The organism is Cupriavidus pampae (assembly GCF_914271485.1).
Lineage (GTDB): Bacteria > Pseudomonadota > Gammaproteobacteria > Burkholderiales > Burkholderiaceae > Cupriavidus > Cupriavidus pampae.
The window spans coordinates 1-8,259 of record NZ_CAJZAG010000026.1 but is presented as its reverse complement, the minus strand read 5'-3'; the positions used below and the strand labels follow the sequence as shown (position 1 = coordinate 8,259).

Below are 8,259 nucleotides of genomic sequence, written 5' to 3'. Positions count from 1 at the left end.
GGGATTTGCGACGACGCTCACTTTTTTGCTCCTTTTCTAAGAGACTGTTTCAAAAAGACGGCTCAGCGCGCCTGAAGATGTTCCAGCAGACGAGAGAGCAGCCGAGTTTTAGAGACCGTTTCAAAAAGAGCCCCGGGGGGCTGTTAACCTTTTCGGCAAGCTGTTAACCTTGGCCATCTGAACAACTGGAACCGAGGGGATGAGCGCGCCGATCATTGATGATGAACTGTGGGCACTGATCGAACCTTTGCTGCCGCCGCCGAAACCGCGACGCAAGAAATATCCAGGGCGGCTCCCGGTTTCGAACCGGGCTGCACTGAACGGCATCCTGTTCGTGTTCAAGACTGGCATACGCTGGTGCGACCTGTCGACCAAGTTGGGATTCGGGTCGGGGCCGACCTGCTGGAGGCGCTTGCGCGATTGGCAGAAGGCCGGCGTTTGGAAGCGATTGCACGAGCTACTGCTGGCGAAGTTACGCGAGGCCGGCGAACTCGACTTCTCCCGAGCAGCCGTCGATTCATCGTCTGTGCGAGCCGTTGGGGCGGGCGAAAAACTGGTCCGAACCCCACGGATCGCTCGCGACCAGGTTCCAAGCATCACATCCTCGTCGACGCAAATGGCGTCCCCATCAGCGCAATCCTGACCGGGGCGAACCGCAACGACGTCACCCAACTGCTGCCGCTCGTCGACGCGATCCCGCCAATTCGCGGCGTGCGCGGTCGCCCGCTTCAAAAGCCCAAAGTCATCTACGCAGACCGTGGCTACGACTCCGAGCCGCATCGTCAGCGGCTTCGCGAGCGCGGCATCAAACCGGTGCTCGCCAAGCGCCGGACAGAACACGGCAGTGGCTTGGGCAAATTCCGCTGGGTTGTCGAACGTACTCACGCGTGGCTTCACAACTTTCGTCGTCTTCGCATTCGCTTCGAACGTCGAGCCGACATTCACGAAGCGTTCCTAAAACTCGGCTGCTCTCTCGTCTGCTGGAACATCTTCAGGCGCGCTGAGCCGTCTTTTTGAAACAGTCTCTAACTGACAAGGGGATCGGCAACATGCCCTGCGGTGGTCGCGTGCGCGAGGTCCGAAGCCTTCTGAAGCCGGCCGAGCAGAACGACACCGGCACCGGCAATCAGCAGCGGCGCGGCGGCAGCCATGAAGAGCGTGCCGATCGAGGCGTTGGCCGCGATCAGGATGCCGGCGATGGCCGGGCCGATGATCGATCCGAGCTTGCCGATGGATATCGCCCAGCCCACGCCGTTGGCCCGATTGGCATTGGCGTAGAACAGGCCCATGGACCCCATCAGGCCGACATGGCCGCCGAGTACGAAGAAGCCGACGATGAAGAGCATCGACAGAAAACCCGTGTCGGAGAACGCCATCGATCCGACCGCGACGACGAAGACCGCCGCGACCAGCGGAACCGCGCCCATCGCACCGACCCCGAACCTGTCGATGAGCCGGCTGGCGAACAGGCCGCCGAATGCGCCGCCCGCCGAGAAGAGCGTCAGGCCGATCGCGGCCAGGGTGGCGGGCCTGCCGGTTCCGACCGTGAGGACCGGTATCCAACTCGCCAGGAAAAAGACCGTGACGGAGTTGGCGATAAACGCAAGCCAGAGGACCGGCGTGATCCTGGACAGGCGGCCGCGAAAGAGCGCTTTCACCGACTCTTTCCACCCGCCCACCTTGGCTCGGGCTTCTTCGGCCTCGAGAACGAACCGGGTCTGGGCGTTCGCCTGCGCGGAAGGGTCGATGGCATTGACGATCCGCGCGATCGTGTCGCCGCCTCGGCCCGCAAGCACCAGGTACTTGATGGACTCCGGCAGCGCGATGGCCAGAATCGGCAGCAGCACCAGCGGCGCCAATCCACCGATGTAGAACAGGACCTGCCAGCCGAAGACAGGCACGAGCCAGGCCGCGAAGAGACCACCGACGCTGATCCCGATGACGTAGCCGATCATCACGACGCCGACGACGCTGGCGTGGAAGCGCTTGGGCACGTACTCGACGTTGAGCGCGAAGCATATCGGGGTGATGCCGCCGATGCCCAGTCCCGCAAAGAAGCGGAGTGCGGCCAGCTCGGTGACGTTGGTCGCCAGCACCGCAGCCAGCGTGAACGCGCTGAAGATGAAAGTGCCGAGCAGAAGCGCGGGACGACGGCCGATCCGGTCCGCCAGATACCCGAACAGGAAGCCGCCGAGCATCACGCCCAGCAGTCCGGCGCTGAAGATGAAGCCGAAGGACGCTTTCTCGATGCCCCAGCTGGCAATGATCGTGGGCGACGCGAACGCGATCGCCTGCAGATCGTAGCCGTCGCACAGCATGATCAGGAACGACAGGACGAGCAGCGTGCCGACCGTGCGGTTCGGCGACTGCTTCTCGATGACGTCGGTGATGTCGATGGTGGTGTTCATATGTCTCCTTCGGGCGATGGTGATCGGCGTTTTGCGGGCGTGCACGTGCCGGCGTGCCGCCGCCTGGCCACGCTTGCCGATCGGGTTTTTCTGGAGTCAGTGCGCGCAGAGCGCCCGTGCGAGCGCCGCGCGAAGCGGGTCGCTCGCGCTCTTTTCCCACTGCATCGCTCGCCAGCAGATGATGTTGTCGGGGCGCACGAGCAATGCGCCGCTCTCCTCGATCTCGCGAACACGGGCGAAATCGCCGTACAGGTCCTCGAGTTCCTGGCCGGGGCCGATGATGTGCACGTCCAGGCCGATGCCGAGCGACTCCGCGGCATGGCTCGCGGCCTCGAGCCAGGGCGATCCGGTGATGCCCGAGAGCAGGGTGAACCGGCCCTTGCCGCAAAGATCGAGCGTCGATACGCGGCGGCCGTGGCGCGTGAGCCAGACGTGCGGCAGGGGCGCGCCGGGTCGGCTGCTGTGGTCGTGGTAGAGCTCCGCGTCGCGGCGGAATCCCGGGTCCGGTGTCTCGTCCGGAACGATCGCCGCCGACCGATAGCGCTGGTTCATCTCGACGCCGTGGGCGTTGTAGACGTACTGCGTGTTGTCGATGGCAGCGCGCAATGCGGCGCGCTGTTCCTGCGCCTCCACGCTCTGTTCCTTCAGGCGGGAGATGTTGCGCTGCATCTGTTCGGGGTCCTTCGTGTCGAACAGGCCCAGCGCGGCGAGGATCGGCGGGAAGTCCCCGAGGCTCTTGTTCGCGCGTTGCACCACCTGCCTGGCGACCGGCGCACGCTCCTCGTCGTAGGTGGCGAGCAGTTCCGGGCCGGCCTTTCCTCGAAGCACGTGCGAGAGTTTCCAGCAGAGGTTGAAGGCGTCCTGGATCGACGTGTTCGAGCCCAGGCCGTTGGTCGGCGGGTGCCGATGGACCGCGTCGCCCATGCAGAACACCCGCTTGTCGAACAGCCGCGTGGCGTACATGTCGTTCACCGTCCAGGTCGAGGTCGATTCGATCTTGACCGGGATCGTCGCGTCGCCCAACAGCGAATGGACGATCTGGCGCGCATGCGCTTCGTCGACGGCCGGGGTGCCATCGGCGATGTCGTAGCCCCAGATGCAAAGCCACTTGTTCCACGGCCGCACCATGCGAATGACGCCGATGCCGAGGCCGCCGACATTGGAGCCGGGCTGGATGACCCAATACAGCACGCTCGGCCGATGGCCCACGTACTTCGTGAGGTCCGCCTCGAACACGACGTTGATGGAGCCGGAGACGCCCATCTTCCCTTCCACCGGCAGGCCGACCTGGTCCACGATCCGGGAATTCGCGCCATCCGCGCCGATGAGGTATTTGGCCCGGATGTCGTACTGGCGATCCAGCAGGTGGTCGTGCACGGTCGCCGTGACGCCCGCATCGTCCTGGTTCAACGAGATGAACTCGGTGTGAAAGCGCACGTCGGCACCGCGCCGCGCCGCGTTGTTGACGAGGATCGGTTCGAGCAGGTTCTGCGGCAGGTCGCACATGTGCGTGGGCGAAGCGAGGTCGTAGTCGGCCCGGCGCTGCGGATGCGTGCCCCAGGTCAGCACGCGGCCCAGTTCGTCGCCGACGAGGCTCGTGCAATAGACGTTCTCGCCCATCAGCTCGGCCGGCGAGGCCATGGCCTCGCACTCCGCCTCGATGCCGAGGTCGCGCATCACCTCCATCGTTCGCTGGTTGGTGATGTGCGAGCGCGGGGTGCGCGACGTGGTCGCGTATTTGCTGACGCACAGCGTCTTCACCCCGTAGGTCGCGAGAAGCAGGGTCGACGCCGCCCCGGCGGGACCGGTGCCGACGACGAGAACGTCGGTTTCGACGGTGTTGGCTTTTTCGTTCATGAAGTCTCCTTATCGATAGGTCGGGTCGCTCGCATCGTCGACGCGAGAGGTCCATGGGATGTCCGGTTCACGCCGGCATTTCTCCGGTGAAAGCGGCTCGCAGCAGGCGAGCGATGTCTTCGCGGCTCGCCTGGCGTGGATTCGCATAGGCATCGGCGAGCGCGTGTTCCGCGGCGTCGTAGATGCCTTGCGCCGGCATGCCGATGGCCGCCAGCGATCTTTCCGTGCAAGTGAATCGCAGCAATGCATGCAAGGCCGCGCCGGCGCCGCCGGGCCCCGGCGCGCCGAGTGCGGCCGCGACGCGTCCGAGTTCCGCGGGCGCAGCCACCTCGTTGAAGGCCGCCACGTGAGGCAACAACACGGCGTGCATCGGCGCATGCGGCAGGTTGAATCGCCCCCCGAGCACATGGCAGAGCTTGTGGTGCAGGCCCATCGAGACCATGCCCAGTACCGTTCCCGCGAGCCAGGCGGCATAGAGCGTGCGCGTGCGCGCATCGAGATCGCCGGGCGAGTCGACGGCGACGGGCAGTCCCTGCGCCATCGCGCGAATGCTTTCTTCGGCCAGCAGCATGGTGATCGGGTTGCGGTCCGGGGCGTACATCGACTCCACGGCGTGCGCGATCGCGTTCATGCCGCTCGGGCCGGTGACCTCCGGCGGCAAGGAGGTCAGGTGATGCGGGTCGTAGAGGACGGTGCTGGGCAGCACGCGAGGATCCCGGCCCGTGCGCTTCGCGCCATCGGCGGTCAAGCCCCAGATGGGCGTCATCTCCGAACCCGCATAGGTCGTCGGCAAGGCGACGAAGCGCATTCCGTGATGAAGCGCGAGCGCCTTGGCCAGTCCGATGGTCGAGCCGCCGCCGACCGCCACGAGCAGGTCCGCGTCGGCGTCCCGGGCCGCTTGCGCGGCGCGCGTGACCGACGCCTCGGGCACGTGCATGACGGCGCCGTCATGGAAGCCCGCGCCCAGGTCGCCGAGATCGCCGAGCACCCGCTGCGCCAGATCGCGCTGGTCCGGCGTGCAGAGCACCAGTGCGCGTCGTGCACCCAGGCGCTTGACCTCCGCGGGGATCCGTTCGGTCGATCCAGCGCCGAAGACGACCCTGACCGGCCAGAAGTGCGCAACGAATTCATTCAGATCGCCGGTCACTTCAGCCCCCCAACAAGGTCGTCGTACCGATGCGCAGTCCGCGCTTCGCCACGGCCGCGCGCGCCGTGTCCGGCGATTCGAGATCTGCCAGGAAGCCGTGGCCGGCACCGTTCATGATGTGCAGGTCGATCGCATCGTTGGCGCGGGCTTGTGCTTGCAACCGCTGCAGGTTCTGTGTACCCAGCAGCGCATCGTCGTCTCCCACGATGACCGTATGCCGCGAACGAAGCGCCGGCAGATAGTCGAACGGAACGTCCAGCGGGTCGCGGTTCTCGAGCCCCTGCGGAAACGGGTAATAAGCGACGAGCCGCGACACGACCTGCTGTCGCGCCAGTTCGAACACGAAGAGGCCACCGAGACAGAAGCCGACCACGCCCTCGATGCGCTGGCCGTCAATGAAGTCGATCAATTCCTCGACGTAGGCACGATCCGCCAGTCGGTGACGTCGCTGGAAGGCCGCTTCCCGCGTCACTGTGGCCAATTCGCCGAACGCCGCAAAGGGATCGACCAGGAGCACCTCGCCGGCGCCTTGCTCTGCCAGGTACGCGGCATAGCCACGGTAGAAGGCATTGCAGCCATAGATGTCCGGCAGCACGAGAAGGCGCGGTCCCCTTGTCGCGCCGGCGTAGCACAAGGCGCAGATTGCACCGTCGATGCTCCCCGTGGATGCGGTCCGCGGGAACAACGCGGGGGCGGTGTCGTGGCACATGGGTGGCTGGCCTTCGCCGTCTCAGGCGCGGGACTTCTCGATGACGAAGTCCAGTGCCATCGCCTGCATGCCTTGCTCCATGGCTGCCGGCATCACGAGTTCGGGCTTGACGCCGTTGCAGCAGTCGCTGTCGACCCACTCGCCGCCTTCGAAGTAGTACTGCGTCGTCAGTGCCTCGAAGCCGTCCTTGCGGACCTTGAAGTGAACGTGCGCAGGGCGCCAGGTGTGGCTTCCCATCATGGTGAGCAGGGCGCCGGTCGGCCCCTTGTTCGGGATCTGATAGGGCGCCGGCAACGTGGTCTGCACGCGCCACCGGCCTTGCGCGTCCGTGCGGACCTTGCCCCGGTAGTAGTCGACCGGCATGTCGCCGTGGTAGCCGCCGAATCCGCTGTAGCGGCCGTCCGGCGTCGAGTGCCAGATGTCGATGACCGCATCGGTCACGACGCGCCCGGCTTCGTCCTTCACGCTTCCATGCAGAAGCAGCGGCTTGTGGTCGTCGCTGTCGTAGGTCTTGAGCTTGCCGTCGACGAAGGGCGCTTCCTCCTTGAAGTACGGCCCCTGGATGGCGGGCGCCGATCCGCGCGTGGCGGCGGCCTTGATCTCGACGATCGTGCTGTTGAGGAAGACATCGCAGAGCAGGCCCATTTCCTTGGCCTCGGCGACCTGCATCATGTACATCACCCCCGCTCGATACTCTGCTTCGGTCACTTCTTGCTGGACCAGGACCTTGCGCACGGCATCGAGCATGGCGGTGGCGATCTCATGGACGCGGGGATTTGTCATGGTGCTTTCTCTTCAAAAAAGATGAATCGGGTGGATGTGGCGCGTCAGGCGCTGTGACGATCGATGCGCTGGGACGAAGCACGCGCGAAGCGCCGCACCTGGTTCTCGTCGAGTCGGATTCCGAGGCCCGGGCCTTCGGGGAGCCACAGGGCATGTTCCTTGTAGACCGCGGGGACTTCGCACAGGTCCTCCTCGATCAGCAAGGGCCCGATGACTTCGCCCCCGTAGGGCAGCGACTCGATCGATGCAGCCAGTTGCATGTTGGCGGCCGTGCCTATCGAGGTCTCCAGAAAGGTGCCCATGTACACGTGCATGCCTCCGGCATTGGCGATGTCGGCCATCGCGCGTGCAGGGCGCATCCCGCCGGTCTTCATGATCTTCAGCGATACCAGACCGGCCGCGGCCCGCTTCACGACCTCGCTCGCGTCGTGCAGGGATTGCACACCCTCGTCGATCAGCAGCATGCTTCGCGCTTGCCGGTGGATGCGGGCCATCGCATCGAGATTCCAGCGGGCGACGGGCTGCTCGATGATTTCCACGCCGGCCGCCTCCAGGGGCGCCAGTGCCCGCATCGTGGTCGGCTCGTCCCACGCTTCGTTGGGATCGACGCGCAGGCTCGCCTTGCCCTCGAGTTCCTTCGCGATCGCCAATGCACGCCGCAGGTCTTGCGCCAGCGGCAGCGCGCCCATCTTCAGTTTGAAGGCCCCGGCCTTGCCTGCCTCCAGCATGCGGAACGCCTCGTCGACCTCCTGGTTCACGTCGCCCGTGGCGAGCGGCCATGCGACGCTGAGCCGGTCGCGAAAGCGTCCTCCCAGCAAGACGTGGATCGGGGCATCGACGATCTTGCCGACCGCGTCCAGCAGTGCCATCTCGATGCCGGCCTTGGCGAAGGCATTGCCGGCCACGCGGCCATGGAGCTTCGCCATGATGCGCGACGCATCGAGCGCCGGTTCGCCGACGACGAGAGGCGCCAGGTAGTGGTTGATCGTGGCTTGAATGGCTTCGACGCTGTCGCCGCTCCACCAGGGACCGCAGGGCGTGATGGACTCACCGATCCCGACGATGCCGCCCTTCGTATGGAGACGGATGAGCACGCTGCTCTGATGCTTGGCGCCCAGGCGGGCGAACTGCTGGATGCGGCGCAGCGGCAGATCGACGATCACCGTTTCGATCGCTTCGATCTGCGCCGCCTTGCGATCGGCGTCGCCGCCGTTGGGGCTGTCGGCAATGGCTTTTTCTGTGAGCATGGCGGTAGTCTAGAAATGCCGGGCCATATGGTCTAATACCTTCCATCAGCGCGAGCGATACGGGATCGGTATGGCTCTCCGGCAGCCGGAGCCAGCCACCAGGAGTGA

7 protein-coding genes are annotated in these 8,259 nt (G+C 65.4%); 1 reads left to right on the top strand and 6 read right to left on the bottom strand.

All coding sequences use genetic code 11. The features are described from left to right. The first annotated feature begins 199 nt into the window (after positions 1-199). Positions 200-1,017, top strand: a protein-coding gene (locus LDO41_RS34020) for an IS5-like element ISJp4 family transposase (protein WP_086004422.1) whose coding sequence is annotated in 2 segments (ribosomal slippage) — positions 200-548 and positions 548-1,017 — 819 coding nt in all. Because the reading frame shifts where the segments join, the coding sequence is not laid out codon by codon here. 8 nt (positions 1,018-1,025) lie between these two features. Here LDO41_RS34020 and LDO41_RS34015 read toward each other — a convergent pair. The 6 genes from LDO41_RS34015 to LDO41_RS33990 form a co-directional block, all read right to left on the bottom strand. Further along, positions 1,026-2,408 (bottom strand): MFS transporter, encoded by a 1,383-nt coding sequence (locus tag LDO41_RS34015; RefSeq protein ID WP_011178389.1) that lies wholly within the window; start codon positions 2,406-2,408, stop codon positions 1,026-1,028. A gap of 96 nt (positions 2,409-2,504) precedes the next feature. Further along, complete coding sequence (locus tag LDO41_RS34010; RefSeq protein ID WP_011178390.1) at positions 2,505-4,265, bottom strand: FAD-dependent oxidoreductase; 1,761 nt, start codon at positions 4,263-4,265, stop codon at positions 2,505-2,507. 67 nt (positions 4,266-4,332) lie between these two features. Then, positions 4,333-5,412, bottom strand: coding sequence for a maleylacetate reductase (locus LDO41_RS34005; protein WP_011178391.1), 1,080 nt, complete (start codon positions 5,410-5,412; stop codon positions 4,333-4,335). Between the two features lies 1 nt (position 5,413). After that, complete coding sequence (locus LDO41_RS34000) at positions 5,414-6,121, bottom strand: dienelactone hydrolase family protein (RefSeq protein WP_011178392.1); 708 nt, start codon at positions 6,119-6,121, stop codon at positions 5,414-5,416. Between the two features lie 21 nt (positions 6,122-6,142). Then, the gene (locus LDO41_RS33995) at positions 6,143-6,904 is read right to left on the bottom strand and encodes a chlorocatechol 1,2-dioxygenase (protein WP_011178393.1); all 762 of its coding nucleotides are present in this window, start codon (positions 6,902-6,904) and stop codon (positions 6,143-6,145) included. Between the two features lie 44 nt (positions 6,905-6,948). Continuing rightward, positions 6,949-8,151, bottom strand: coding sequence for a muconate cycloisomerase family protein (locus LDO41_RS33990; protein WP_011178394.1), 1,203 nt, complete (start codon positions 8,149-8,151; stop codon positions 6,949-6,951). Between the last annotated feature and the right edge of the window lie 108 nt (positions 8,152-8,259).

Excerpts from the sequence above, each read along its gene's own strand:
- LDO41_RS34015 (WP_011178389.1), bottom strand. The coding sequence starts at position 2,408 with ATGAACACCACCATCGACATCACCGACGTCATCGAGAAGCAGTCGCCG.
- LDO41_RS34010 (WP_011178390.1), bottom strand. The coding sequence starts at position 4,265 with ATGAACGAAAAAGCCAACACCGTCGAAACCGACGTTCTCGTCGTCGGC.
- LDO41_RS34000 (WP_011178392.1), bottom strand. The coding sequence starts at position 6,121 with ATGTGCCACGACACCGCCCCCGCGTTGTTCCCGCGGACCGCATCCACG.
- LDO41_RS33995 (WP_011178393.1), bottom strand. The coding sequence starts at position 6,904 with ATGACAAATCCCCGCGTCCATGAGATCGCCACCGCCATGCTCGATGCC.
- LDO41_RS33990 (WP_011178394.1), bottom strand. The coding sequence starts at position 8,151 with ATGCTCACAGAAAAAGCCATTGCCGACAGCCCCAACGGCGGCGACGCC.